This window comes from Pseudomonas saponiphila (assembly GCF_900105185.1).
GTDB lineage: Bacteria > Pseudomonadota > Gammaproteobacteria > Pseudomonadales > Pseudomonadaceae > Aquipseudomonas > Aquipseudomonas saponiphila.
The window spans coordinates 610,129-634,986 of record NZ_FNTJ01000001.1 but is presented as its reverse complement, the minus strand read 5'-3'; the positions used below and the strand labels follow the sequence as shown (position 1 = coordinate 634,986).

At 62.7% G+C, this 24,858-nt stretch carries 21 protein-coding genes and 1 pseudogene; 16 read left to right on the top strand and 6 right to left on the bottom strand.

Annotated elements, in window-relative coordinates:
• Positions 1-22: 22 nt before the first annotated feature.
• The 3 genes from amn to BLV47_RS02980 form a co-directional block, all read right to left on the bottom strand.
• A complete protein-coding gene (amn, locus tag BLV47_RS02990) occupies positions 23-1,495 on the bottom strand; it encodes an AMP nucleosidase (protein WP_161799194.1) in 1,473 nt (490 codons plus the stop codon).
• 96 nt (positions 1,496-1,591) lie between these two features.
• Positions 1,592-3,244, bottom strand: a complete 1,653-nt coding sequence (locus BLV47_RS02985; protein ID WP_092309707.1) for an acyl-CoA dehydrogenase family protein — start codon at positions 3,242-3,244, stop codon at positions 1,592-1,594.
• Positions 3,245-3,319: 75 nt separating this feature from the next.
• Complete coding sequence (locus BLV47_RS02980) at positions 3,320-5,686, bottom strand: hybrid sensor histidine kinase/response regulator (protein ID WP_092309704.1); 2,367 nt, start codon at positions 5,684-5,686, stop codon at positions 3,320-3,322.
• 291 nt (positions 5,687-5,977) lie between these two features.
• On the opposite strand from BLV47_RS02980, the gene BLV47_RS02975 reads away from it, so the two are divergent.
• The 4 genes from BLV47_RS02975 (at position 5,978) to BLV47_RS02960 (ending at position 9,493) form a co-directional block, all read left to right on the top strand.
• Positions 5,978-6,775, top strand: a complete 798-nt coding sequence (locus tag BLV47_RS02975; protein ID WP_092309701.1) for a hydroxymethylpyrimidine/phosphomethylpyrimidine kinase — start codon at positions 5,978-5,980, stop codon at positions 6,773-6,775.
• 18 nt (positions 6,776-6,793) lie between these two features.
• Positions 6,794-7,417 (top strand): thiamine phosphate synthase, encoded by a 624-nt coding sequence (gene thiE / locus BLV47_RS02970; protein ID WP_092309698.1) that lies wholly within the window; start codon positions 6,794-6,796, stop codon positions 7,415-7,417.
• 18 nt (positions 7,418-7,435) lie between these two features.
• Positions 7,436-8,719: a glutamate-1-semialdehyde 2,1-aminomutase gene (gene hemL, locus BLV47_RS02965; protein ID WP_092309695.1), complete on the top strand. Its 1,284-nt coding sequence runs from the start codon at positions 7,436-7,438 to the stop codon at positions 8,717-8,719.
• A 219-nt stretch (positions 8,720-8,938) separates the two neighbouring features.
• On the top strand, positions 8,939-9,493 hold the full coding sequence (locus BLV47_RS02960) for a tetratricopeptide repeat protein (RefSeq protein WP_016965755.1): 555 nt from the start codon (positions 8,939-8,941) through the stop codon (positions 9,491-9,493).
• A gap of 78 nt (positions 9,494-9,571) precedes the next feature.
• On the opposite strand, the gene BLV47_RS02955 is transcribed toward BLV47_RS02960, so the two are convergent.
• Positions 9,572-9,898 (bottom strand): DUF1820 family protein, encoded by a 327-nt coding sequence (locus BLV47_RS02955; protein ID WP_007927079.1) that lies wholly within the window; start codon positions 9,896-9,898, stop codon positions 9,572-9,574.
• Positions 9,899-10,032: 134 nt separating this feature from the next.
• Here BLV47_RS02955 and miaB point away from each other — a divergent pair, with 134 nt between their 5' ends.
• The 5 genes from miaB (at position 10,033) to lnt (ending at position 15,636) form a co-directional block, all read left to right on the top strand.
• A complete protein-coding gene (gene miaB, locus BLV47_RS02950; RefSeq protein WP_167365620.1) occupies positions 10,033-11,361 on the top strand; it encodes a tRNA (N6-isopentenyl adenosine(37)-C2)-methylthiotransferase MiaB in 1,329 nt (442 codons plus the stop codon).
• Positions 11,362-11,574: 213 nt separating this feature from the next.
• Positions 11,575-12,594: a PhoH family protein gene (locus BLV47_RS02945; RefSeq protein WP_092309688.1), complete on the top strand. Its 1,020-nt coding sequence runs from the start codon at positions 11,575-11,577 to the stop codon at positions 12,592-12,594.
• Positions 12,587-13,045: an rRNA maturation RNase YbeY gene (gene ybeY, locus BLV47_RS02940; RefSeq protein ID WP_060844718.1), complete on the top strand. Its 459-nt coding sequence runs from the start codon at positions 12,587-12,589 to the stop codon at positions 13,043-13,045. Before BLV47_RS02945 ends, ybeY begins: the two co-directional genes overlap by 8 nt.
• 42 nt (positions 13,046-13,087) lie before the next feature.
• Positions 13,088-13,927: an HlyC/CorC family transporter gene (locus BLV47_RS02935; protein ID WP_092309686.1), complete on the top strand. Its 840-nt coding sequence runs from the start codon at positions 13,088-13,090 to the stop codon at positions 13,925-13,927.
• A 185-nt stretch (positions 13,928-14,112) separates the two neighbouring features.
• Positions 14,113-15,636: an apolipoprotein N-acyltransferase gene (gene lnt / locus BLV47_RS02930; RefSeq protein ID WP_092317028.1), complete on the top strand. Its 1,524-nt coding sequence runs from the start codon at positions 14,113-14,115 to the stop codon at positions 15,634-15,636.
• Between the two features lie 45 nt (positions 15,637-15,681).
• Here the strand turns inward: lnt and BLV47_RS02925 are convergent, their stop codons facing one another.
• Together BLV47_RS02925 and BLV47_RS02920 are read right to left on the bottom strand one after the other, a co-directional pair.
• Positions 15,682-16,443, bottom strand: coding sequence for a YdcF family protein (locus tag BLV47_RS02925; protein ID WP_092309683.1), 762 nt, complete (start codon positions 16,441-16,443; stop codon positions 15,682-15,684).
• Between the two features lie 124 nt (positions 16,444-16,567).
• On the bottom strand, positions 16,568-16,888 hold the full coding sequence (locus BLV47_RS02920; RefSeq protein ID WP_092309680.1) for a hypothetical protein: 321 nt from the start codon (positions 16,886-16,888) through the stop codon (positions 16,568-16,570).
• A 261-nt stretch (positions 16,889-17,149) separates the two neighbouring features.
• Here BLV47_RS02920 and leuS point away from each other — a divergent pair, with 261 nt between their 5' ends.
• From leuS to istB, 7 genes and pseudogenes are all read left to right on the top strand, one after another.
• Positions 17,150-19,756, top strand: coding sequence for a leucine--tRNA ligase (gene leuS / locus BLV47_RS02915; protein ID WP_092309677.1), 2,607 nt, complete (start codon positions 17,150-17,152; stop codon positions 19,754-19,756).
• 88 nt (positions 19,757-19,844) lie between these two features.
• Positions 19,845-20,450, top strand: a complete 606-nt coding sequence (locus BLV47_RS02910; RefSeq protein ID WP_092309674.1) for an LPS-assembly lipoprotein LptE — start codon at positions 19,845-19,847, stop codon at positions 20,448-20,450.
• 39 nt (positions 20,451-20,489) lie between these two features.
• Positions 20,490-21,527 (top strand): DNA polymerase III subunit delta, encoded by a 1,038-nt coding sequence (gene holA, locus BLV47_RS02905; RefSeq protein ID WP_092309671.1) that lies wholly within the window; start codon positions 20,490-20,492, stop codon positions 21,525-21,527.
• A 113-nt stretch (positions 21,528-21,640) separates the two neighbouring features.
• Positions 21,641-21,802 carry an alternative ribosome rescue factor ArfA gene (gene arfA / locus BLV47_RS02900; protein ID WP_015637164.1) on the top strand — a complete coding sequence of 54 codons (162 nt, stop codon included), beginning with the start codon at positions 21,641-21,643 and terminating at the stop codon, positions 21,800-21,802.
• Positions 21,803-21,865: 63 nt separating this feature from the next.
• Positions 21,866-22,285, top strand: a pseudogene (locus tag BLV47_RS02895) (lytic murein transglycosylase); the annotation flags it as partial.
• Positions 22,286-22,510: 225 nt separating this feature from the next.
• Positions 22,511-24,196 carry an IS21 family transposase gene (istA, locus tag BLV47_RS02890; RefSeq protein WP_062838241.1) on the top strand — a complete coding sequence of 562 codons (1,686 nt, stop codon included), beginning with the start codon at positions 22,511-22,513 and terminating at the stop codon, positions 24,194-24,196.
• Positions 24,084-24,833: an IS21-like element IS1474 family helper ATPase IstB gene (istB, locus tag BLV47_RS02885; RefSeq protein WP_062838242.1), complete on the top strand. Its 750-nt coding sequence runs from the start codon at positions 24,084-24,086 to the stop codon at positions 24,831-24,833. The genes istA and istB overlap by 113 nt, the downstream gene beginning before the upstream one ends.
• Positions 24,834-24,858: the final 25 nt, after the last annotated feature.

Sequence of the window (24,858 nt, the reverse complement as noted above, 5' to 3'; positions counted from 1 at the left end):
CAAATGACCACGGATTAAACACCTAGCGGAAAGGCGGCTCGTCGAAGCTGCGCAGTTTGCGCGAGTGCAGGGAGTTGAGCTCGCTGCGCATCAGGTCCACGGCTTCGATACCAATCTTCAAGTGCTGGCTGACCGCCCGCTCATAGAAGGCGTTGGCCGCACCGGGCAACTTGATCTCGCTATGCAGGGGCTTGTCCGAAACACACAGCAAGGTGCCGTAAGGCACCCGCAGGCGATAACCCTGGGCAGCGATGGTGCCACTTTCCATATCCACCGCCACTGCCCGGGACAGATTGATGAATGGACGTTCCTCGGCCCAGCGCAGCTCCCAGTTCCGATCGTCGTAGGTCAGCACGGTGCCGGTCCGCAGGCGCTTCTTCAACTGCTCGCCCTTTTCCCCGGTGACATTGGCCGCAGCCTGCTGCAGCGCCAGCTGGACTTCGGCCAAGGCCGGGATCGGGATGTTCGGCGGCACCACGCGGTCCAGAATCCCGTCACGCCGCATATAGGCGTGAGCCAGTACGTAGTCGCCGATCGTCTGCGACTGCCGCAGACCGCCGCAGTGGCCGATCATCAGCCAGCAGTGAGGACGCAGTACCGCCAGGTGGTCGGTGATGTTCTTGGCATTGGACGGGCCGACGCCGATATTCACCAGGGTCACGCCGTGGCCATCGCTGGCTTGCAGGTGATAAGCCGGCATCTGGTAACGGTGCCAGACCACACCGGCAGCGATCGCCGAGGCCTCGCCGTGGTCCATGCCCTTGTCGATGATTACGTTGCCCGGCAGGACCATGCGCACGAAACGCGGGTCGCTGCGCAGTTGCTCCAGGCCATGGACGATGAACTGGTCGACATAGCGATGGTAGTTGGTCAGCAGGATCCACGGCTGCACATGCCGCCAGTCGCTACCGGTGTAGTGCACTAGGCGCCGCAGGGAGAAATCCACCCGCGCGGCATCGAACAGTGCCAGGGGCAGTGGGTGGGTGTTTTCCCAGTCGTAGAGGCCGTCGGCGATACCGTCGGTGGCAGCCGACAGGTCGGTGCTGGGGAATACCCGGGCCAGGGCCGCCGCGGTCACGCCGGAACCGGCCAGTTCGTCGCCCTGCTCCACCACGTAGGGATAGGGAATGTTCTGCTCGCTGACACCCACTTCAACCGTGACGGTAAAGTCGTGCATCAAAGGCACCAGTTGTTCGAGCAGGTAGTTACGGAAGGCCGCGGGATGAGTGACGGTGACGCTGTAGGTGCCCGGCAGTTGCACCTTGGCATAGGCCCGGGTGGTCTGTGGGACTTCACCGTGGCAGTGGTAGGTCAAGCGCAGTTCGGGGTAGCGAAACAGCGCACGCTGCTCGGCATCCGGTTCGACCCGATCCTTGAGGTAACGCTTGAGCGCCTGGCTCAGGGCCGTGGTGGCCCGCTCATGCAAAGCAGCAAGCCGATCCACGGCTTGCTCGGCGGTTTGAACGACAATAAAAGCTTCGGTCACGGTAAGCATCCTGTGTTCTGATCTTGCAGGCGTTTATCTTGCCTGCAACACCGTCCCACGGGAACAGCGGAGTTGCAGGAGCCGGCAAGCCGGTCCTGCAGCGGTTCAGAAGCCTTGGGGGGTGGAGCGGGCGAGGATGGCGGCCACATCCAGCCCGCGGGGCAGCGTGCCATAGACCCGCCCGCCCTGACCGCCCAGGCGGCTGGCGATGAAGGCCTCGCTGACCAGGTCATTCCCCGCCTCCAGCAACAGCTTGGCCTGCAGGCCCAGAGCAATGTCCTCGGTCAGTTGCCGGGCGCGGTATTGAATGTCGGCGGTGTCCCTGAAGCTGTCCTTGAGTGCGACGATATGCGCCGCCAGACGCCGGTCGCCATGTCCCTCTCCCAGCTCGGCAAACAGCGCATCCAGCACGCCGGGCTCTTTCGAGAGCGCCCGCAGCACATCCAGGCACTGCACGTTGCCGGAACCTTCCCAGGTCGAGTTCACCGGCGCTTCACGGTACAGCCGCGGCAGGATGCTGTCCTCGACATAACCGGCACCGCCCATGCACTCGGCGGCCTCGTTGATCATGGCTGGGGCCCGTTTGCAGATCCAGTACTTGCCCACGGCCGTCACCAAGCGGGAGAACTTGGCCTCCTGGGCGTCATCCTGATGGTCTAGGGCCCGCCCCATGCGCAGGCTCAGGGCCAGGGCCGCTTCGCTTTCCAGGGCCAGGTCGGCCAGTACGTTCTGCATCAGCGGCTGTTCGCTGAGCAGGCGTCCGCCCACGCGGCGATGGGCGCAATGATGGCTGGCCTGGGTCAGGGCCTGGCGCATCAGCGAGCTGGAACCGACCATGCAATCGAAGCGGGTCATGGCCACCATCTCGATGATGGTGGGCACCCCGCGCCCCTCCTCGCCGATCATCCAGGCCAGAGCGCCGCGAAACTCCACTTCGCTGGAGGCGTTGGACAGGTTGCCGAGCTTGTTCTTCAGGCGCTGGATATAGAACTGATTGCGGCTGTCATCCGGGCGATGACGGGGCAGGAGGAAACAGGTCAGGCCCTTGTCGGTCTGGGCCAGGGTCAGGAAGGCATCGCACATCGGCGCCGAGCAGAACCACTTGTGCCCCACCAGCTCATAGGCCTGCCCCGGCCCGGGAGCCCCCACCGGGTAGGCCCGGGTGGTGTTGGCCCGGACATCGGTCCCGCCCTGCTTCTCGGTCATGGCCATGCCGATGGTGAGCCCGGCCTTGTGCTGCATGCCGACGTTGCGCGGGTCGTACTCGGTGGCGAGGATCTTCGGCAGCCATTGCCGGGCAATATCCGGCTGCAGCTTCAGGGCCGGCACACAGGCGAACGTCATGGTCAGCGGGCAACCGCTGCCGGCTTCGGCCTGACTGTGCAGGTAGGTCATGGCGGCACGCGCCACATGGGCTCCTGCTTGCGGGTGGGTCCAGGGCAGCGAGGTCAGCCCGCCCTCGATGGCCGCCTGCATCAGTTGATGGTAAGCCGGGTGGAACTCCACCAGATCGATGCGATGACCGAAGCGATCGTGACTGGCAAACACCGGCTTGTTCTGATTGGCCAGGAATCCCGCCTCCATCAACGGACCGCCCGCCAGTGCGCCATAGGCATCGACCCGGGACTCGGCCCAACCGGCATCGAAACGCTGCATCCATTGCTGCAACGGCAGATCGATCCGATAGAGATTGGCGCCGTCCAGAGGGGGCGGCTGGTTGGTGACTTCGTGGGTTTCAGCGAACTGGTGGAGGTTCATTGCCGGGCTCCTTCAGGGTGTGCCAAGGCCTCAAGTTAAGCACCGGCACTACCCTGAACAAAGTGGCATAGCCGCCTAAATGTCGGCGCTTTCGCCTTGTTCCACAGAGAGCACGCGCTTGGACAGCAGCAGTTGCAAGGCTTCGAACTTCACCGGTTTGCCAAGACAATCGGCGCCCACTACGGCCGCACAGCCCTCGGTGCCGGGAACACAGGCCAACAGGATAGGCAACTGGGCATAACCGGGCATCGCCTGAGCCTGCAGGCGAAACGCCCCTGACTGCGCAGTGCTGATCTGGCCGTCGATCAGCACCGCGCTGACCGGCTCGCGCCCCAGCAGTTGCAGGGCATCGGTTGGGCTGCCGACCGTGCGGACCCGGTAACCGAGCTTGAGCAACATGCCCCGCAGCACCAGTTGGTCGACGTCATTGTCGTCGATCAGCAGCACGGTGCAGTCCTGGGGCGTGCGTCGATGATTGGCTGCCGGCAGCCGGGCAATCGGTTCCTGGACCTCAAACTCCACCTGCAAACGGAAGCAGCTGCCCTGCCCGGGCGTGGATTCGTGAGTCAGCTGCCCACCCAGCAGTTCCACCAACTGACGGCAGATCGCCAGGCCGATGCCCAATCCGCCATATTCGCGGGTCATGGAACCATCGAGCTGGAAGAAGCGCTGATACAGCATCGCCTCGTCCAGATTGACGAAACCTATGCCGCTGTCGATCACCTCGAAACTCAAGCTGACCCTTTCGACCGAGACGGCCCGGGTCACCACCCGCAAGACCACGCCGCCGGAGTGGGTGAACTTGACGGCGTTATCCAGCAGGCACTCCAGGCAATGGCTGAGCTTGCAGCGATCCCCCTGCAAGCGATCAGGCAATCCCGCACTCAGATCGACTTGAAACAACAGGGATTTGGCCGCCGCGCTGGCGGCGTACTGGGTTTGCAGCGCGCTCAGCAGCGAACGCAAGCTGAAGGGCTGGCGCTGGGCGCTGAGCTTGCCGGCCTGCAGTTCGGTCAGCGTGAGGATGCCGTTGACCATGCGCATCATGTCCCGCGCCGAACCGGCGGCGGTCTGCTGGTACTGCGCAAGCTCCGGGTCCAGTTCCAGGGTCTGCATCAACTCCAGCGAACCGATGACACCGTTCATCGGCGTGCGCAGTTCATGGGTCAGGGTGGCCAGGAACTCATCCTTGAGCCGGTTGCTATGGGCCAGTTGCTGGTTCAGCACCTCAAGCTTCTGCCCTGCCTCCAGCAGAGTCTGCGCCTGCTGTTCACGCATTGCATTGATCCGGTCGGCCAGCGCCAGGGACAGCAACGCCACCTCGATCGCCGAGCCGATCTGGCTGGCGTACATGGTCAGGAACACGTTGGGCAGGTAACCCAGCACCATCAAGGTGTTGACCACCCCACCGAACAGGAAAGCCGACCAGGCGATGATGAAATAGCGCGCCACCCGCAACCCGCGCCACCAGGCGACGATTCCCGCGACATAGATCACCACGGTGAACAGCAGCGCCAGGGTAGTGGCCAGGCGCAAGGCCAGGGCATAACTGGTCATCAGCGACAGGGCCATGACCAGCGCACCAAAGCCCATCAGCGCCATCAATATGCGGTCAACCCAGGGACTGTGACCTGAAGTCTGCAAGAAACTGCGGGCGAACTGACTGCCAAACAGCCCCGCCGAACCGATGAAGAACGGCGTCGCGGCATTGGCCCACCAGGGGCTGTTGGGCCAGAAGTACTCCACTGCCGCACCGTTGACCGACAACTGGTAAAAACCGAACGAGGCGATATAGACGATGTAATAGAGGTAGCTGGTGTCGCGCACACTGAGGTAGATGAACAGGTTGTACACCAGCATGCCCAGCAACACCCCGTAGATCAGCCCCAGCACGTAGAGACGCAAGGGCTGGGCTTCAAGGTAGGCGGTGTTCGACCACAGGCTCACCGGCGCCTGGATCGAGCCTTCGCTGGCCAGCCGCAGATAGATCGTCTTGTGCTCATGGGGAGCGAAATTCAGGTTGAACAGGTAGTTGTTCTGGCGAATCTGCCGGCTGTCGAAGGGCAAGGCATCGCCGGTTCGCTCCGCCAGGCGATAGCCGCCGCTTTCGTCGGGGAGGTACAGATCCAGGTGATCCAGGGGCGGATAGGCCAGCTCCAGCAACCAGTTGCGCTGCGCCGCAGGATTGCCCGGGCGGTAATCGAGGTCGATCTTCAGCCAGAACGCCGAACGTGAATAACCGGCATTGAGGGTGTCTTTATCGTGAGGCTTGAAGTGCTCGGCCAATGGTCCCGAGCTGACATCGGCAATGGTCGCTTCACCACCGGCGTCTTCAAGGACCTGCATCACTCGGCCCAGGGGAAGGCGCTGAGTGAACTCGTCGAACTCGGCGGCACCCACCAGCATCGGCAAGCTCAACAGCAACAGCAGCAAATAGCGCATTAAAGACCCGGCGTGGCTTGTCCGGTGATGTCAGGAAGTCCCCCATTTCCCTTGAGCAGACGTATAACCGGCATGACCTGTTATTGGTTTGAATGCACTCTAGCATAGCCGCTGATGGCCAATGAACACCATTGTAAATTTTAGTCTAAAGGCTCTAGATCAAGCCTTTCAGCGCAATACCGCGAGCTAGAGCTGTTGCATCGGTCAAGACGTTCGCGCCCAGCGTGGCGACAATTTCCAGCAGACGCCAGGCGCCGCGAAAAAAAGCGTTTGGTGGTAAGCTCGCCGCCCATGAATATCTACAGCTCTCGCCCCGTTGTCCTCTGTCTCTCCGGCCACGACCCCAGTGGTGGCGCCGGCTTGCAGGCAGATATCGAAGCCCTGCTGGCTCAGGGTTGTCACGCAGCTCCGGCTGTCACCGCCCTGACCGTGCAAGACACGGTCAATGTCAGCGATTTCCGCGTTCTGGATCGCGAGTGGGTACTGGCCCAGGCCAATGCCGTGCTCAACGACTCCACGGTCGCCGCGGTCAAGCTGGGCATGCTCGGCTCCCTGGAGATGGTCGCCACCGTGGTCGAACTGCTCCAGGCGCACCCGCACCTGCCGCTGGTCTGCGATCCGGTGCTGCGCGCCGGCGGCGGTGGCCGGCTGGGCAAGGATGAAGTCGGCTACGCCATGCGCGAACGCCTCCTGCCCCTGGCCACCATTGCCACCCCCAACCTCCCTGAAGCTCGAATTCTTGCGGAACTGCCCGAAGGCAGCGCCGACCAATGCGCCGAAAAACTCCTGCCGTTCGTCAAGCACCTGCTGATCACCGGCGGCCATGGCGATGAACACGAAGTGCATAATCGCCTGTACAGCCGCGACGGCCTGCGCGAAACCTACACCTGCCAGCGTCTGCCAGGCAGCTATCACGGCTCCGGCTGCACCCTGGCCAGCGCCCTGGCCGGACGCCTGGCACAAGGCGAACACCTGGCAAGCGCCGTGAAATCGGCCCTTGATTACACCTGGCGCACCCTGCGCGACGCCGAACAACTGGGTCGCGGCCAATTCGTCCCACGTCGCTTGCCGTTGGATTTCTGCTCGTAATGTCATGAGGCCCGCTCGATGAAACTACGTGGTCTGTACGCCATCACCGACAGCCAGCTGTTGGCCGGCAAGTTTCTGAAGTACGTGGAGGCGGCGCTGGAAGGCGGCGTCACCCTGTTGCAGTACCGCGATAAAAGCGACGATCAGGCCCGCCGCCTGCGGGAAGCCGAAACCCTGCTGACCCTGTGCGAGCGCTACAAGACCCGTTTGATCATCAACGATGACGCCGAGCTGGCCGCGCGCATTGGTGCCGGCGTGCACCTGGGCCAGACCGACGGCCCACTGACGCCGGCCCGGGCCCTGCTGGGTCGCCAGGCGATCATCGGCTCTACCTGCCACGACCAATTGTCACTGGCCGAGCAGGCCGCCAAGGAAGGCGCCAGCTATGTCGCCTTCGGCCGCTTTTTCAATTCCACCACCAAACCCGGCGCGCCCACGGCCAGCCTGGAGTTGCTGGATCAGGCCCGGGCCTGCCTGCACCTGCCGATCTGCGTGATCGGCGGCATCACCCTGGATAACGCTGCGCCGCTGGTGAACCACGGCGCCGACCTGCTGGCAGTGGTCCACGGTCTGTTCGGCGCCGATAGCGCCGAAGAAGTGACCCGTCGCGCCCGCGCCTTCAACGCCCTATTCAACAGCTGACTTTTTGAGAGCCCGCTCATGTCCCGTTCCGAAACCCTGTTCGCCAATGCCCAGAAACACATCCCCGGCGGCGTCAACTCGCCCGTTCGCGCCTTCAAGAGCGTGGGCGGCACCCCGCTGTTCTTCAAGCACGCGGAAGGCGCCTACGTCACCGACGAAGACGACAAGCGCTATGTCGATTATGTCGGTTCCTGGGGCCCGATGATCCTTGGCCACAGTCATCCGGACGTACTGGATGCGGTGCGCAAGCAGCTGGAACACGGCCTGTCCTACGGCGCACCGACCGCCATGGAAACCGAAATGGCCGATCTGGTGTGCTCCATCGTGCCGTCCATGGAAATGGTGCGCATGGTCAGCTCCGGCACCGAAGCCACCATGAGCGCCATTCGCCTGGCCCGGGGCTTTACCGGCCGCGACAGCATCATCAAGTTCGAGGGCTGCTACCACGGCCACTCCGACAGCCTGCTGGTCAAGGCCGGTTCCGGCGCCCTGACCCAAGGCGTTCCCAGCTCCGCCGGAGTACCGGCGGCCTTCGCCAAACACACCCTGACGCTGCCCTTCAACGACATCGCCGCCGTGGAGCAAATGCTTGCTGAAGTCGGCCAGGAAGTGGCCTGCATCATCGTCGAGCCAGTGGCCGGCAACATGAACTGCGTACCGCCGGCACCCGGCTTCCTCGAAGGCCTGCGCCGCCTCTGCGACCAGCACGGCGTGGTGCTGATTTTCGACGAAGTGATGACCGGCTTCCGCGTCGCCCTCGGCGGTGCCCAGGCTCACTACGGCGTGACACCGGACCTGTCGACCTTCGGCAAGATCATCGGCGGCGGCATGCCGGTGGGCTGCTTCGGCGGCAAGCGCAAGATCATGGAGCACATCGCGCCCCTGGGCCCGGTCTACCAGGCCGGCACGCTGTCCGGCAACCCGCTGGCCATGGCCGCTGGCCTGACCACCCTGCGCCTGATCAGTCGCCCGGGCTTCCATGCCGAACTGAGCGACTACACCAGCCGCCTGCTCGAAGGCTTGCAACAACGCGCGGATGCCGCGGGCATTCCGTTCGTCACCACCCAAGCCGGCGGCATGTTTGGCCTGTACTTCAGCGGCGCCGATGACATCGTCACCTTCGACGACGTGATGGCCAGCGACGCCAACCTGTTCAAGCGTTTCTTCCACCTGATGCTGGAAGGCGGCGTGTACCTGGCGCCGAGTGCCTTCGAGGCAGGTTTCACCTCGATCGCCCACGGCGAAGCCGAGTTGCAACTGACCCTGGATGCCGCCGAACGCGCATTTGCCGCCTTGAAATAAGTGCAAGCGGGCTGGCGTGGTGATCAACCGCGCCAGCGGGAGGCTTTACTCGAACTTTCCCTGCCAAGGGTACAAATGCCCAGCAAGGCGACGGATATCGCGGCCACGCAGCAGAAAAACGAGTAAAGACTTTGTAAGGTTGGCCCTGCTTATTTCATAATGCGCGCTTATTGGACCCCTTGCTGGGTCCGCGCGCCCCTCAGAGGTAAGTCGATTCCCATGAACCGCACCGGCCGCGCCCTGACACTGGGCTGCCTGTTGCTCCTTCAGCCCCTGCTCGCGCACGCACAAGCAGGCGGCAACTCGTTGTTGATCCCGGCGATGGGTCGCTGCACCCTCGATCCCCAGGCACAGGAACAGGCCGAGGCGCTGGCCGCGTGCCAGAAAGCCGCCGATGAAGGCGACGCCGAGGCGCAATACGAGTTGGGTGAGTTCTACTACGAAGGCAAAGGCGCGCCGCGTGACCTCAATCAAGCCCTGAGCTATTTCGAAAAAGCCTCCTTGCAAGGCCACGCTCAGGCGCAATTCAAACTCGGCACCATGTTCTTCCACGGTGAGGGCGTGCCGGCCAACAATGTCCAGGCCTATATCGTGCTGAAGATGGCTGCGGTCAACGGTGCCGAAGACGCGCTGGACACCGCCGATGAAGTCGCCGAGCACATGCAGCGCGACGAGCTGGAAGTCGCGACCCAGGTGCTGGGACAGATTTTCCGCAAATACCTGATGGAACTGCAAAGCGCCGATGGGCGCTCGCCTTTCTCGCCATTGCCGTAAAAGCCTGCATGCCCTTCGCTGGCAAGCCAGCGCCTACCGACACGAACCCGCCCCTTGCGAAGAAGTGGCCAGCCAGGCTTATTTTTCGGGCATCGGCATCGGGAACGGCATGACGTTGCTCACACCACGGGCTTCGCTGATCTTCGGCGTACCCAGGCGCTCCACTTCGTCGATGCGCACAATCGAATGCATCGGCACAAAGCTGCGCACCACGCCTTCGAATTGAGCCTTGAGCTTCTCTTCGCTCGGATCGACGACCACTTGCGTGCGCTCGCCAAAGACGAACTCTTCCACCTCCAGGAAACCCCACAGATCGCTCTGATAGATCTGCTTGGCGTACATTTCGAACACCTGGCCCTGGTTGAGGAAAATCACCTTGTAGATTGGGGCTTCACGTTTGGTCATGGTGGGCGGGCAACACATCGGGGGATAAAAATAGGGCGCGAACTATAGCATAGCTACCCGATGCACAACGCTAGGAACCTGTGGGCATGGCCCCTATAATGCGCGGTTGTTTGAATCACGTGAGACTGAGGTCCATGGCCAAGAAGCTTTACATCGAAACCCACGGTTGCCAGATGAACGAGTACGACAGCTCGCGCATGGTGGACCTCCTGGGTGAACATCAGGCCCTGGAAGTCACCGCACGTGCCGAAGACGCGGATGTCATCCTGCTCAATACCTGCTCGATTCGTGAGCGCGCCCAGGATCGGGTGTACTCCCAGCTGGGTCGCTGGCGCGAGCTGAAACTGGCCAATCCGGAGATGGTGATTGCCGTCGGCGGCTGCGTGGCCAGTCAGGAAGGCGCGGCCATCCGCGATCGCGCGCCCTATGTGGACGTGGTATTCGGCCCGCAGACCCTGCACCGCCTGCCGGAAATGATCGATGCCGCGCGCATCAGCAAGCTGCCGCAAGTGGATGTCTCGTTCCCGGAAATCGAAAAGTTCGACCATCTGCCCGAGCCGCGCATCGACGGCCCCAGTGCCTATGTCTCGGTCATGGAAGGCTGCAGCAAGTACTGCACCTTCTGCGTCGTGCCCTACACCCGGGGCGAAGAGGTCAGCCGGCCATTTGACGACGTGATTGCCGAAATCATCCACCTGGCGGAAAACGGCGTGCGCGAAGTCACCCTCCTTGGCCAGAACGTCAATGGCTACCGGGGCCAGACCCATGACGGTCGCCTGGCCGACCTGGCCGAGCTGATCCGCGTAGTTGCCGCGGTGGATGGCATCGAGCGGATTCGCTACACCACTTCGCACCCATTGGAATTCTCCGACAGTTTGATCCAGGCCCACGCCGAAGTGCCGGAACTGGTCAAGCACCTGCACCTGCCCGTGCAATCGGGCTCGGATCGGATTCTGGCGGCGATGAAACGCAATCACACGGCTCTGGAGTACAAGTCCAAGCTGCGCAAACTGCGAGCGGCGGTACCGGGAATCTGCATCAGCTCGGACTTTATCGTCGGTTTTCCTGGCGAGACGGAAAAAGACTTCCAGCAGACCATGAAGTTGATCGAAGACGTCGGTTTCGACTTCTCCTACTCCTTCGTCTACAGCCAGCGCCCGGGCACTCCGGCCGCCGACCTGGCCGACGACACGCCGGAAGCACTGAAGAAGGAGCGCCTGAACGCGCTGCAACACCGCCTGAACCAGCAAGGGTTTGAAATCAGCCGACAAATGGTCGGGTCGACCCAGCGCATCCTGGTGACCGACTACTCCAAGAAAGATCCGGGCGAATTGCAGGGCCGCACCGAGAACAATCGGATCGTCAACTTCCGTTGCGACGATCCCACCCTGATTGGCCAATTCGCCGACGTGCATATCGACTCGGCGCAACCCCACTCACTGCGCGGCTCGCTGTTATCGTAAGAACTGACTTGTGCAGAAGCCAGCTTGTGTAGGGGCTGGCTTGTGTAGGAGCTGGCTTGCCAGCGAAAAGACCTTAAGACCGCTTCGCCGACAAGCCGGCTCCTACGAAGAAAGCATCACCGGCCCACGCTCCGCATAAGAGCTTTCGCACCCAGGCCGCTGGCGTTATCCTTGAATCCATCTTAATTGCCGTTGGGCGGCTAAAAAACGACCTTGAACGCACCCATAGAACCTCATCGTTTCATCCTCGAGCCCTTCGAGGCTCGCCGCTTCGCCAATCTGTGCGGGCAATTCGACGAGCATTTGCGCTTGATCGAGCAGCGCCTGACGATCGAGATCCGCAATCGCGGCAATCAGTTCGAACTGATCGGCGAACCCAAGCACACCACCTCCGCGGAAAATCTTCTGCGCCGCCTCTATCGGGAAACCAAGGGAACCGAGCTGTCGCCGGACCTGGTGCACCTGTTCCTTCAGGAGTCCGCTGTGGAAGAGCTGGATAACCCGTCGGTGGCTGACGCCGCCATCGCCCTGCGTACCAAGAAAGGCATGATTCGCCCACGCGGCTTGAATCAGCAACGCTACGTCAAGGAGATCCTGGGCAACGACATCAACTTCGGCATCGGTCCGGCCGGCACCGGCAAGACCTACCTGGCCGTCGCTTGCGCGGTGGACGCCCTGGAACGCGAGCAGGTGCGGCGCATCCTGCTGGTGCGTCCGGCGGTGGAAGCCGGCGAGAAGCTCGGTTTCCTGCCAGGTGATCTGGCGCAAAAAATCGACCCTTACCTGCGCCCACTGTATGACGCGCTGTATGAAATGCTCGGCTTCGAACAAGTGGCCAAGCTGATCGAACGCCAGGTCATCGAGATCGCGCCCCTGGCCTACATGCGTGGCCGAACCCTGAACAACAGCTTCATCATCCTCGACGAAAGCCAGAACACCACCGTGGAACAAATGAAGATGTTCCTCACCCGGATCGGCTTCGGCTCCACCGCGGTGATCACCGGTGATATCACTCAGGTCGACCTGCCCAAGGGCACCAAGTCCGGCCTAGCCCAGGTGATCAAGGTGCTCCAGGATGTGCCCGGTATCAGCTTCACCCACTTCATGCCCAAGGACGTAGTGCGCCACCCGCTGGTGCAACGCATCGTCGAAGCCTATGAGCGCTTCGAGTTGCGAGCCGACGACGAGGCCGCCAAGGGTTCTGCCGACAGAGGCCAGCGCCACGATGCTTGAGCTCGATCTGCAGCGCGCCAGCCAACAGCCGGCCCCTAGCGACGAACAGTTCCGCCAGTGGTGCGAGCTGGCCCTGCGCCAGCGCACAGCCGACTCGGAAATGACCATCCGCCTGGTGGACGAAGCCGAAGGCCGCGAGCTGAATCACACCTGGCGTCACAAAGATTACGCCACCAATGTGTTGTCATTCCCTGCCGACGTGCCGGATGAGTTGCTGGATATCCCCTTGCTGGGGGATCTGGTGATCTGCATTCCGGTAGTCGAACGCGAGGCTGCCGAACAAGGCAAGGAACTTCAGGCCCACTGGGCCCATCTGGTGATTCACGGCTGCTTGCATCTGTTGGGTTACGACCATATAGATGATGACGAAGCCGAGGAAATGGAAGCACTGGAACGAACGTTGCTTGCAGAACTGGGTCATCCCGACCCGTATGCAGACGACGAAAGTTGATCAACAACCCCCTGTAACAACCAAGGATTCAGAGCAATCGCTATGAGCGAAGATCGATCGAGCAACGGGCAAAAGTCATGGCTGGGCAAACTGACCCAGGCTTTTGCCCATGAGCCGAAAAACCGCCAGGAGCTGCTGGAGCTGCTGCGCGAAGCCCATCAGAACAAATTGCTGGACAGCGAAGCGCTGGCCATCGTCGAAGGCGCCATCCAGGTGGCTGACCTGCAAGTCCGGGACATCATGGTGCCGCGCTCGCAGATGATCAGCATCAGGGCGACCCAGACACCCCGGGAGTTCCTGCCCGCGGTCATCGACTCCGCGCATTCGCGCTACCCGGTGATCGGCGAAAGCCATGACGACGTGATGGGCGTCCTGCTGGCCAAGGACCTGCTGCCGCTGATCCTCAAGGAGAACGGCGACAGCTTCAACATCAAGGACCTGCTGCGCCCGGCGACCTTCGTCCCCGAGTCCAAGCGCCTGAACGTGCTGCTGCGCGAGTTTCGCGCCAATCACAACCACATGGCCATCGTCATCGACGAGTACGGCGGCGTGGCCGGCCTGGTGACCATCGAAGACGTGCTGGAGCAGATCGTCGGCGACATCGAAGACGAGCATGATGTCGAGGAAGACAGCTACATCAAGCCCCTGCCCAGCGGCGACTTCCTGATCAAGGCGCTGACGCCGATCGAGAACTTCAACGAGTTCTTCGACAGCACCTTCTCCGATGACGAATTCGATACCGTCGGCGGACTGGTAATGAGTGCCTTCGGCCACTTGCCAAAACGCAACGAAATCACTGAAATCGGCGCCTATCGCTTCCGCGTGCTCAATGCCGACAGCCGGCGGATTCATCTGCTGCGCCTGACACCCGTTTCCCGCTAGGGGCCAGGGGCATCAGCTCTCCTGCACACAGAATCGTCGCCCCGAAACCGGAACCCCGGGCTCGGGGCGACGGCTCTCGGGGACAGGCTACTGAGCCGCACGGCGCGATGCCCAGCTAAATCCAACCCACCCATCTCCTCGTGCCCTGCCCGGTGCGAAACAGGAAAGAGCTGATGAAACGCCTCTTGCAGCGCTCAACCCGACCCGGCTGGCCCGGCAACCTGCTGGCCGTGGCAGCCGGTGCCATCACCACCCTGGCGCTGGCACCCTACAACATCTGGCCCCTGGCTCTGCTGGCGGTAGGGTTGTTCTATGCCGGCTTGCGAGAACTGACACCACGCCAGGCCCTGGGCCGGGGCTGGTGCTTCGGCTTCGGCCTGTTCGGCGCCGGTACCAGCTGGATCTACGTCAGCATCCATACCTACGGCGGTGCATCGGCCTTGCTCGCCGGCCTGCTGATGCTGGCTTTCATTGCCGCCATTGCCTGGTTCTTTGCCCTGCCCGCCTGGCTCTGGGCCCGCTGGCTGCGGCGCAATGAAGCACCGCTGGCGGATGCTCTGGCTTTCGCTGCCCTGTGGCTGGGCCAAGAGGCGTTTCGCGGCTGGTTCCTCACCGGTTTCCCCTGGCTTTACTCCGGCTACAGTCAGCTCGACGGCCCCCTGGCCGGACTCGCGCCAGTGGGCGGTATCTGGCTGATCTCCTTCTCCCTGGCCCTGACCGCCGCGCTGCTCTACAACCTGCCGCGCCTGATCAAGGCCGGGCGCAAAGGGTTCATTGTTGCCGGACTGCTACTGCTGGCCGCTCCCTGGGCCATCGGCCTGGCGCTCAAAGGCCATGCCTGGACCAGCCCGTCGGGAGAGCCCATGTCGGTCGCGGCCGTCCAGGGCAACATCGAACAAAGCATGAAATGGGACCCTGCCCAGCTCAACGCCCAACTGGCCCTGTACCGCGACATGAGCTTCAGCAGCAAGCGGGTGGACCTGCTGGTCTGGCCGGAAACCGCGGTTCCGGTGCTCAAGGAGTCCGCCGAAGGCTACCTGACGATGATGGGCAACTTTGCCGCAGACCGTCATTCCGCGCTGATTACCGGGGTTCCAGTGCGCCAGCTGGTGCGCCATGAAAAGCGCTACTTCAATGGCATTACCGTGACCGGCGAAGGCGACGGCACCTACCTGAAACAAAAGCTGGTGCCCTTCGGCGAGTACGTGCCCCTGCAGGAAGTGCTGCGCGGCCTGATCGACTTCTTCAACCTGCCGATGTCGGACTTTGCCCGTGGCCCGGCGGACCAGCCGTTGCTGCAAGCCAAGGGCTATCAGATTGCGCCGTTCATCTGCTACGAAGTGGTCTATCCCGAGTTCGCCGCCGGTCTTTCGGCCCGCAGCGACCTGCTGCTGACCATCAGCAACGACACCTGGTTCGGCACCTCCATCGGCCCCCTGCAGCATCTGCAGATGGCACAGATGCGGGCCCTGGAGGCAGGACGCTGGATGATCCGCGCCACCAACAACGGCGTCACCGGGCTGATCGACCCGTTCGGCAAGATCACCGTACAGATTCCACAGTTCGAGCGCGGCATCCTGTATGGCGAAGTGGTGCCCATGCACAATCTGACGCCTTACCTGAAATGGCGCTCATGGCCGCTGGTGGTGCTCTGCACTCTGCTGTTCGGTTGGGCCCTGCTGGCCAGTCGCATTGCCAAGACTGTGTGAAGCCCTTCCCCGGCCAGCCGGCTCCTGCGGGAGCCGGCGCGCCACTCAGCGATAGAAAAGTCGGTACCCGAGCTGTCCCACCGCCTCGTTAAGCAACTGGCCGCTCTGCCAGATCGACTTGAACTCTGGCATCCAACCGCTCAGCGGACGGGCGTTGTCCACCCCTAGAAAGCCCACCGGAGCCGGCACCACGTCAAATCCCGCGTGCTCGAAACTCCAGACGGCGCGAGGCATGTGCCAGGCTTGGGTCACCACCACCACGCGCCTGATGCCCAAGGGTTGCAAGACTTCGGCGCTGAACTGTGCATTCTCCCAGGTGGTGCGACTGCGACCTTCCTGCCAGCGTACCGTCACGCCAAAGTCATTGAGCAACGACTCGGCCATCAGCGCCGCTTCGGTGGGCGGCGTGCCGTAATGCAAGCCGCCACTGGTCAGCACCGGCAGCCCGGAAGCCTTGGCCAAACGCGCGGCATAGCGCTCACGCTCCAGCCCCACGCCGGTGGGCTGATCAGAACCCCAGGCCGGATCGCCGCGCTCGCGGCCTGAACCCAGGACCACAATCGCATCCGCCTGCTGGGCCAGGCTTGCCCACTGACTCTGGGACAAGGGAGGCAACTGTTCCAACCCGCGAGCCCCCCACTCCACCATCACCGGCAAGCTCATCAGCCAGAAACCGCCCAACCCCAGGACAAAACAGCAACGCGCCAGCCGCGGACGGGAGTGACGCAGGCACCAGGCGAACAGGAGCAACAGCAAAAGAATGCCGGGCGGCAACAGCAACTGCTTGATGAAATAACGAACAGGCATCGGGCATCTCCAAAAGATGCCCGAAGCCTAAAGGGCAAAGCCCTGCCGCAACAACCAACGCCGAGTACTTTTGCTCATGAACGCCTCGGCTACGACCGCATTCGCCCCAGGCGGAGCCCGGGGCCTACTTGCACTGATGTGATCGGACTTTCACTGACTCCTTGACGGGGGCCTGATCCTTCAACCAAATGATCTTGGCTGAACGAGGCATTTCCTGCTGCTGCCGATCACCCGGCATGCTGATCTGCATTTCATGCTGGCTGCGAGCCAGATAGGCCCGGATCAGTTCGAATTCAGCACTGCTTAGCCCCCGCAACTCCAACTCGACAGGCCGCTCATCACGCAGTCGATCCGCAGTCTTCAGTGCATCCAGGGCCAGAGCCAGTCGATTCAGCAGCCTTTCATACACCTCTGGTTCTGTAACTTTTCGCTGCGACTCAAGCATCCGTTCACCTCATCGAAGAATAAGACTCACTCCCCTTTTTGAGCTTAGTCGGACGACCGCAAGCGTCGCGCCGCCGCGACCAACGGCCCGGCCGAGCAATCAAGGTTTCCCTCGGCAGAGTGCGGTCATGTATGCTACGGCGCTTCCTGTAACTCCACTTCCAGCTCCATCGGGCACTGAAAATCGCCGTATTTGGCGTCATCGCTCCCCGTGGTTGCATTGAAGAGGATTAGGCCACCCCTATTCAGTACAAAAGTAGCCATGCACGAACACTATCAGCCCCGTGAAATCGAAGCCGCCGCCCAGTCGTTCTGGGACGAGCAAAAGTCCTTTGAAGTCAGTGAACAGCCAGGCAAGGAAACCTACTATTGCCTATCCATGTTCCCTTACCCCAGCGGCAAGCTACACATGGGGCACGTGCGCAACTACACCATCGGCGACGTGATCTCCCGCTACCAGCGCATGCAAGGCAAGAACGTCCTGCAACCCATGGGTTGGGACGCCTTCGGCATGCCGGCGGAAAACGCCGCGATGAAGAACAACGTGGCTCCCGCCAAGTGGACCTACGAAAACATCGCCTACATGAAGACCCAGCTACGCAGCCTGGGTTTGGCGGTGGACTGGTCCCGCGAGGTCACCACCTGCAAGCCGGACTACTACCGCTGGGAACAGTGGCTGTTCACCCGCCTGTTCGAAAAAGGCGTGATCTATCGCAAGAACGGCACCGTGAACTGGGACCCGGTCGACCAGACCGTACTGGCCAACGAGCAAGTGATCGACGGTCGCGGCTGGCGCTCCGGCGCGCTGATCGAGAAGCGCGAAATCCCGATGTACTACTTCAAGATCACCGCCTACGCGGATGAGCTGCTGGAGAGTCTGGACGAGCTGACCGGCTGGCCCGAGCAGGTCAAGACCATGCAACGCAACTGGATCGGCAAGTCCCGCGGCATGGAAGTGCAGTTCCCCTACGATCAGGCATCGATCGGCGAAACCGGCACCCTGAAGGTGTTCACCACCCGTCCGGACACCCTGATGGGCGCGACCTATGTCGCCGTCGCCGCCGAGCACCCGCTGGCCACCCTGGCCGCGCGGAACAACCCCGAGTTGCAGGCATTCATCGCCGAATGCAAAGGCGGCAGCGTCGCCGAAGCGGACATGGCGACCCAGGAGAAAAAAGGCCTGCCCACCTCGCTGTTCGTCGAACACCCGCTGACCGGTGAGAAGCTCCCGGTGTGGGTGGCCAACTATGTGCTGATGCACTACGGCGATGGCGCGGTCATGGCTGTCCCGGCTCACGACGAGCGCGATTTCGAATTCGCCAGCAAGTACGACCTGCCGATCAAGGCCGTGGTACGCACCAGCGCCGGCGATGAAACTCCGGCGCCATGGCAGGACGCTTACGGCGAGCACGGCGAACTGATCAACTCCGGCGAATTCGACGGCCTGGATTTCCCTGGCGCCTTCGACGCTATCGAAGCGGCCCTGCTGAAGAAAAACCTCGGTCAATCACGCACCCAGTTCCGCCTGCGGGACTGGGGCATCAGCCGCCAGCGCTACTGGGGCTGCCCGATCCCGATCATCCACTGCGACAGCTGCGGCGATGTGCCGGTGCCGGAAGACCAATTGCCGGTCGTGTTGCCGGAAGATGTGGTGCCGGACGGCGCCGGTTCGCCCCTGGCACGCATGCCCGAGTTCTACGAGTGCAGTTGCCCGAAATGCGGCGCACCGGCCAAGCGTGAAACCGACACCATGGACACCTTCGTCGAATCGTCGTGGTACTACGCTCGCTACGCGTCGCCGCACTTTGAAGGCGGCCTGGTGGAAAAATCGGCAGCCGACCACTGGCTGCCGGTGGACCAATACATCGGCGGTATCGAACACGCCATCCTGCACCTGCTCTACGCGCGTTTCTTCCACAAGCTGATGCGTGACGAAGGCCTGGTGAGCTCCAACGAGCCATTCAAGAACCTGCTGACCCAAGGCATGGTGATCGCCGAGACCTACTACCGTCGTGAAGCCAACGGTGCCTACACCTGGTTCAACCCGGCGGACGTCGAACTCGAACGCGACAGCAAGGCCAAGGTCATCAGCGCCAAGCTGATCGCTGACGGCCTGCCGGTGGAAATCGGCGGCACCGAGAAGATGGCCAAGTCGAAGAACAACGGCGTCGACCCACAGTCGATGATTGACCAGTTCGGCGCAGACACCTGCCGCCTGTTCATGATGTTCGCCTCGCCACCTGACATGAGCGCCGAATGGTCGGACTCCGGCGTCGAAGGTTCGCACCGTTTCCTCAAGCGCGTCTGGCGTCTGGCTCAAGCACATGTCACACAAGGCCTGCCGGGCAAACTGGACATCGCCAGCCTGAACGACGAGCAGAAAGCCATTCGCCGCTCGATCCACCAAGCCATCAAGCAGGCCAGCCACGACGTGGGCCAGAACCACAAATTCAACACCGCAATCGCCCAGGTGATGACGCTGATGAACGTGCTGGAAAAATCCCCGCAAGCTACCGAGCAGGACCGCGCACTGGTTCAGGAAGGTTTGGAAACCGTAACCTTGCTGTTGGCGCCGATCACCCCGCACATCAGCCACGAACTTTGGAATCGCCTGGGTCACGCCGACCCGGTGATCGACGCAGGCTGGCCGGTATTGGACGAGAGCGCTCTGGTTCAAGACAGCCTGCAACTGGTCATCCAGGTCAACGGCAAATTGCGCGGCCAGATCGAGATGCCAGCCAGCGCCAGCCGTGAAGAAGTCGAAGCCGCGGCTCGCAGCAACGAGAACGTGCTGCGCTTCACCGAAGGCCTGACCATCCGCAAGGTCATCGTGGTGCCGGGCAAACTGGTCAACATCGTCGCCAGCTAATTGGATCAGGCGCCCGATCCGGGATCGGGCGCCGAACAAAACCTCCAGGGCCACGAGGTGGCCCATTTGGTTTCAAGGGGAGCAATACATGATCAAACGTAACCTGCTGGTGATGGGTCTGGCCGTACTACTGAGCGCCTGTGGCTTCCAGTTGCGCGGAACGGGAACCCATGAGCTGAGCATCAAGGAACTCGACCTGAGCGCCCGGGATGCCTACGGCACCACCGTGAAAATGCTCCAGCAACAGTTGGAAAGCAGCGGTGTGCGGGTCCATGCCGGCGCGCCTTACAAACTGGTGCTGCTGAACGAGGAAAACTCCCAGCGTACCCTCAGTTACACAGGCGGTGGCAACTCGGCCGAATACGAGATCGGCACCACGCTCAGGTACGAAATCCTGACCCACGACAACCTGCATCTGCTCGAAGACAAACTGGAAGTGCAGAAAGTCTTCGTACATGACGGCAACAACATCACCGGCTCCGATCAGGAATCGTCTGAAACACGCAAGGAAATGCGCCGCGACCTGATCCAGCGCATGCTGGTCCGCCTGCAATTGCTGACCCCGGACCAGCTTGCTCAACTGCAGGCCACCGCCGAAGCCAAAGCCAAGGCCGAAGCCCAGGCTCTGGAAGCTGCACGCAAGGCTGAGGCGGAAACTCCGCAACAGTCCCCCCTGGAGCTGCCGAACCAGTAAGCCCTGTGGGGCGCTCACGCGCCCCCATTGGCCCCGCCTATGAAACTCGCACCCGCCCAACTCGGCAAACACCTGCAAGGTCCTCTCGCGCCGGTCTACGTGATCAGCGGCGATGATCCCCTGCTCTGCCAGGAAGCCGCCGATGCCATCCGCTCTGCCGTACGCCAGCAGGGTTTCGACGAGCGCCAGGTATTCAGTGCCGATGCCAGCTTCGACTGGGGCACCCTGCTGCAAGCCGGGGCCAGCATGTCGCTGTTTGCGGAAAAACGCCTGCTGGAACTGCGCCTGCCCTCGGGCAAGCCCGGAGACAAGGGCGCCGCAGCACTGATCGAATACTGTTCGCGTCCGGCCGAGGACACAGTGCTGCTGATCAGCCTGCCCAAGCTCGATGGCAGCGCACAGAAGACCAAGTGGGGCAAGGCCTTGGTGGAAGGTGCCCAGACCCAGTTCGTACAGATCTGGCCGGTGGACGCCAACCAGCTTCCACAGTGGATTCGTCAGCGACTGTCACAGGCCGGGCTGTCCGCCAGCCAGGACGCGGTGGAGCTGATCGCCGCGCGGGTCGAGGGCAACCTGCTGGCCGCCGCCCAGGAAATCGAAAAACTCAAGCTGATGGCCGAAGGTGGACAGATCACCGTCGAAACGGTCCAGGCCGCAGTGGCCGACAGTGCGCGTTTCGATGTGTTCGGGCTAGTGGATGCCGTTCTCAACGGTGAAGCCGCCCACGCCCTGCGCATGCTGGAAGGGTTGCGCGGTGAAGGCGTCGAACCTCCCGTGATTCTCTGGGCCCTGTCCCGAGAACTGCGGCTGCTGGCCAACCTGGCCCTGCAATTCAGCCAGGGCGTGCCATTGGACAAGGTGTTCAGCCAGGCCCGGCCTCCCGTCTGGGACAAACGCAAACCCCTGATGAGCAAGGCTCTGCAACGTTACTCTGCGCAGCGTTGGGGGCAATTGCTGCTGGATGCCCAGCGCATCGACGCGCAAATCAAGGGGCAGGCCAGCGGTTCGCCCTGGAGCGGCCTGAGCCGCCTGTCGCTGCTCATGGCCGGCCAACGCCTGGCCCTGCCGGCCGAGTAAGTACGCCGCTCATCTCCCACCAGGCAGCTGCATGCCCCGGAATGCTGGACAGCCGCCCCACTCTGGCCGATGATGCGCGCCGCAACCTCTCTACAAACCGCGAGTACAGAACCATGAGCAAGCCATCCAAGCATGGCCCCAACAAGGCCAAATCCATTGTCGCCCAGCCACTGTTCCGCAGCCGTCAGGAACGCCCGGCCAAGGGCAAAGGCAGCTACCGCCGCGAAGCCTTCCAGTCTAAAAGCTGGGAGGCTTCTTACTTTCTGGCCGCCTGAAGCCCTGAACCCCGTCGGCATGATAAGGTCTGCACCTGATAGTTATTCTCTCTGGACCTGTGCATGCCCTTTTGTCTTTCCCGTCGTTGGCACATGCGCCAACTGATCGCTGCCTCCAGCCTCGTTTTGCTCGTCGCCTGCGCGGAACAACCTACCGCCGCCGATGCCCAACCGCTGCCCACCCTCCAGGCAGCCCCCCTCGCCGCACCCGCTACTGTCGCACCGCTGACCGCCGACAATCTGGACATCCAGCCCGCCCAGACCTTCGATGAATGGCTGAACGCATTCCGTACCGAAGCCCTGAACGCCGGCATTCGCGCCGACGTCTTCGACCGGGCCTTCGCCGGTATCACCCCGGACATGAGCGTCATCAAGGCTGACCGCAGCCAGCCGGAGTTCACCCGCCCGGTCTGGGAATACCTGGATGGAGCCCTGTCTCCGGTCAGGGTACGCAAGGGCCAGGCCCTGCTGCTCCAGTACAGCTGCGGATTTCGGAGCACCGTGACCGGCCGTTTCGGTTGATCGTGACCGGTCATTTCGCTAACGCGTGACCGCTCATTTCGGTAGCAACGTGACCGATTTTCCGCCTGTTCCGAAACAGGTGGTCACGGCTTACCGAAATCGCCGGTCACGACTTAGCGAAAGCCTTCCCCTTCGTTGCGCATGACCTGATGCGCCGCCATCCTCGACCGATTTCGGGAGAGGAAGATGGCGGCGCCGCGAGTAGCCATGCGAAACATCAAAGAATGTCTGCGCCTCAAGTTTGAGGCCGGCTTGTCCCACGAGAAGATTGCCCGTGCCTTGCAGCTGTCCAAGGGCGTGGTTAGCAAGTACATCGCGGCGGCGCGGGTGGCCGGGCTGGACTGGCCGGCGCTGGTGGCCATGGACGAGGCCGCGCTGGCGGCCGCCTTGTTTGCACCGACGTCGACGAACAAGCCGCGCGGTGAGCGAGTGCTGCCCGATGTGCTGAGCATCCACCGCGAGTTGCGACGCAAGGGCGTGACCTTGCAGCTGCTGTGGGAGGAATATCTCGCCGCGCATGCGGGCCAGCCGACCTACCGCTACACCCAGTTCGTCGAGCACTACCGGCGCTACGCCCAGACGCTCAAACGTTCGATGCGTCAGCTGCACCGTGCGGGCGAGAAGCTATTCATCGACTATGCCGGGCCGACGCTGCCGGTGGTCGACCCGGCCACCGGCGAAGTGCGCCGGGCGCACATCTTCGTCGCCGCCCTGGGCGCCTCGAATTACACCTATGCCTGCGCGACGCCAGGCGAAACCCAGGTGGACTGGCTGACCTCGCTGGGCCAGGCTCTGACCTACTTTGGCGGCGTGCCGGAAATGGTTGTGCCGGACAATCCGCGCGCCCTGGTCGCCCAGCCGGATCGCTACGAGCCGGGCCTGAACCGGGCCACGCTGGAGTGCGCGCGTCATTACCAGACGGTGATCCTGCCGGCACGGCCACGCAAGCCTCAGGACAAGGCCAAGGCCGAGGTGGCGGTGCAGGTGGTCGAGCGCTGGATCATGGCGCGGCTGCGCCATCGGCAGTTCTTCAGCCTGCATGCGCTTAACCAGGCCATCGCCGAGCTGCTGGAGGATCTGAATCGGCGCCCGTTCAAGCGGCTCGATGGCTGCCGGCGCGACTGGTTCGAGCGCCTGGATCGCCCGGCCTTGCGAGCGCTGCCGGTGCATCCCTACGAGGTCGCCACCTTCAAGCGCTGCAAGGTCAGCATCGACTACCACATCGAGGTCAATGGCAGCTTCTACAGCGTGCCCTCCGCCCTGGCCCGGCAGAACGTGGACGTGCGACTGACGGCACACACCCTGGAAGTGCTGCATGGCAACCGGCGGGTGGCCAGCCACCTGCTGCTGGGGCGACGCGGCGCTTACAGTACCCAGCGCGAGCACATGCCCGCGGCGCACCAGGCGCATCGCGAATGGACGCCACAACGCCTGCTCGACTGGGGCGCGCGGATCGGCCCCTACACGCGCCAACTGATCGATCACCAACTGACCCACAAGCCGCACCCGGAGATGGGCTACCGCGCCTGCCTCGGCCTGCTCTCGCTGGCCCGGCGCTATGGCAATGCACGCCTGGAAGCCGCTGCCGAACGTGCCGTACACCTGCGCGCCTTCACCGGGCGCAGCGTGCGCAACCTGCTCCAGCAAGGCCTGGATCAACAGCCGCTGCCCCAGCGTGCCGCCGAAACGACCTTACCCGGCGACCACGAGAACGTCCGTGGCGCCGACTACTACCAACCCCCGCAACAGGAGCTGTTCGATGATGCCGCAACACACCCTGAATCAACTGCACCAGCTACGCCTGGACGGCATGGCCCGCGCCCTGGAAGAGCAATGGACGCTGCCGGCCAGCCACAGCCTGAGCTTCGATGAACGCCTCGGCCTACTGCTCGACCGCGAACTGGCCTGGCGTGACAACCAGCGCCTGGTACGGCTGCGCAAGAAGGCCAAGCTCAAGTACGCCAACGCCTGCCTGGAAGATCTCGACCGCCGCACCGGACGCGCCCTGGACGAGCGTCTGATCGCCACCCTGGCCAGTGGCGACTGGATCCGCCAGCAGCACAACCTGCTGCTGACCGGCCCGACCGGTGCCGGCAAAACCTGGCTGGCCTGCGCCCTGGGCAACCAGGCCTGCCGCCAGGGCTATAGCACCCTGTACCTGCGCACCCCGCGCCTGCTGGAACAACTGCGCATCGCTCATGGCGACGGCAGCTTCGGCCGTACCCTGCAACAGCTGGCAAAGGTCGACGTCCTGGTGCTGGACGACTGGGCGCTAGCCCCGCTGGAGGAAGGAGCCCGGCATGACCTGCTGGAGGTGATCGACGACCGCGCTGGCAGCCGCTCCACCATCCTGACGAGCCAACTGCCCATCGAGCACTGGCACGGCTGGATCAACGACCCGACCCTGGCCGATGCCATCCTCGACCGCCTGGTGCACAACGCCTACCGACTGACGATGAAAGGCGAGTCGCTGCGCCGAAAAAAAGCCGAGGAACAAGCCGCATCGTGACCGATGCGATTACAATCCAGAACCC

Excerpts from the sequence above, each read along its gene's own strand:
- miaB (WP_167365620.1), top strand. The coding sequence starts at position 10,033 with ATGGCCAAGAAGCTTTACATCGAAACCCACGGTTGCCAGATGAACGAG.
- leuS (WP_092309677.1), top strand. The coding sequence starts at position 17,150 with ATGCACGAACACTATCAGCCCCGTGAAATCGAAGCCGCCGCCCAGTCG.
- BLV47_RS02925 (WP_092309683.1), bottom strand. The coding sequence starts at position 16,443 with ATGCCTGTTCGTTATTTCATCAAGCAGTTGCTGTTGCCGCCCGGCATT.
- hemL (WP_092309695.1), top strand. The coding sequence starts at position 7,436 with ATGTCCCGTTCCGAAACCCTGTTCGCCAATGCCCAGAAACACATCCCC.
- ybeY (WP_060844718.1), top strand. The coding sequence starts at position 12,587 with ATGCTTGAGCTCGATCTGCAGCGCGCCAGCCAACAGCCGGCCCCTAGC.
- istB (WP_062838242.1), top strand. The coding sequence starts at position 24,084 with ATGATGCCGCAACACACCCTGAATCAACTGCACCAGCTACGCCTGGAC.
- amn (WP_161799194.1), bottom strand. The coding sequence starts at position 1,495 with ATGCTTACCGTGACCGAAGCTTTTATTGTCGTTCAAACCGCCGAGCAA.
- BLV47_RS02960 (WP_016965755.1), top strand. The coding sequence starts at position 8,939 with ATGAACCGCACCGGCCGCGCCCTGACACTGGGCTGCCTGTTGCTCCTT.
- istA (WP_062838241.1), top strand. The coding sequence starts at position 22,511 with ATGGCGGCGCCGCGAGTAGCCATGCGAAACATCAAAGAATGTCTGCGC.
- arfA (WP_015637164.1), top strand. The coding sequence starts at position 21,641 with ATGAGCAAGCCATCCAAGCATGGCCCCAACAAGGCCAAATCCATTGTC.
- BLV47_RS02955 (WP_007927079.1), bottom strand. The coding sequence starts at position 9,898 with ATGACCAAACGTGAAGCCCCAATCTACAAGGTGATTTTCCTCAACCAG.
- BLV47_RS02975 (WP_092309701.1), top strand. The coding sequence starts at position 5,978 with ATGAATATCTACAGCTCTCGCCCCGTTGTCCTCTGTCTCTCCGGCCAC.
- thiE (WP_092309698.1), top strand. The coding sequence starts at position 6,794 with ATGAAACTACGTGGTCTGTACGCCATCACCGACAGCCAGCTGTTGGCC.
- BLV47_RS02910 (WP_092309674.1), top strand. The coding sequence starts at position 19,845 with ATGATCAAACGTAACCTGCTGGTGATGGGTCTGGCCGTACTACTGAGC.
- BLV47_RS02980 (WP_092309704.1), bottom strand. The coding sequence starts at position 5,686 with ATGCGCTATTTGCTGCTGTTGCTGTTGAGCTTGCCGATGCTGGTGGGT.
- BLV47_RS02935 (WP_092309686.1), top strand. The coding sequence starts at position 13,088 with ATGAGCGAAGATCGATCGAGCAACGGGCAAAAGTCATGGCTGGGCAAA.
- holA (WP_092309671.1), top strand. The coding sequence starts at position 20,490 with ATGAAACTCGCACCCGCCCAACTCGGCAAACACCTGCAAGGTCCTCTC.
- BLV47_RS02985 (WP_092309707.1), bottom strand. The coding sequence starts at position 3,244 with ATGAACCTCCACCAGTTCGCTGAAACCCACGAAGTCACCAACCAGCCG.
- BLV47_RS02920 (WP_092309680.1), bottom strand. The coding sequence starts at position 16,888 with ATGCTTGAGTCGCAGCGAAAAGTTACAGAACCAGAGGTGTATGAAAGG.